Below are 559 nucleotides of genomic sequence, written 5' to 3'. Positions count from 1 at the left end.
CGGCACCCCGGCCTCCTCCGAGCCGGGTGACGTCTCCGATGCGGTAACCCTCAGCGGTGCGGATCGTGCCCGGCGTGTCACTGAACAGGAACGTCTCCCAGTGCGCCAAGCCTTGCCGGGTCACCTCGTCGAAGACCATCTGCGGGACCGAGAGGTGGAACATCGTGACGCCGTCGAACGCGTGGATTCCGATTCGCACCTCGCACCTCCGTTTGGCGTCACCTCCGTTTGGCGTGAATTCATTGTATATCGGCATTCACGCCACTCGCCAGGAGGTAAGAGCCTCGGCAGGATCGATCACGAAGCGCCACCAGTGGCGCAGCGAACCCAGTCCGAGACCCATGCCAGTCCGAGGAGGACTTCATGACCACTACTCGACGCGCGCTCGTCGTCATCGACGTCCAGCAGGTCTACTTCGACGGCCCGTTGGAGGTCCAGTACCCGCCGCACGCGGAGTCCCTGTCCCGCGTCACTCGCGCGATCGACGCCGCCAACGCCAGCGGGATCCCCATCGTCGCGGTGCAGCACTCCAGGGGCGAGGACGCGCCCCTGTTCCTCC

2 protein-coding genes are annotated in these 559 nt (G+C 65.7%); one reads left to right on the top strand and one right to left on the bottom strand.

The window, feature by feature from the left end; genetic code table 11:
- The coding region (locus ABD323_RS44595; RefSeq protein WP_344447678.1) for a type 1 glutamine amidotransferase family protein at positions 1-199 on the bottom strand (199 nt) is incomplete at its 3' end.
- A 164-nt stretch (positions 200-363) separates the two neighbouring features.
- Between ABD323_RS44595 and ABD323_RS44590 the strand changes: the two genes are divergently transcribed.
- Positions 364-559, top strand: a 196-nt coding sequence (locus ABD323_RS44590) for an isochorismatase family protein (RefSeq protein ID WP_344447677.1), incomplete at its 3' end; no start/stop codon positions are given.

The organism is Kitasatospora nipponensis, from assembly GCF_039528135.1.
GTDB classification, from domain to species: domain Bacteria; phylum Actinomycetota; class Actinomycetes; order Streptomycetales; family Streptomycetaceae; genus Kitasatospora; species Kitasatospora nipponensis.
Note: the sequence above shows the minus strand (reverse complement) of the source record. Positions and strands in the feature narration are given on the sequence as shown.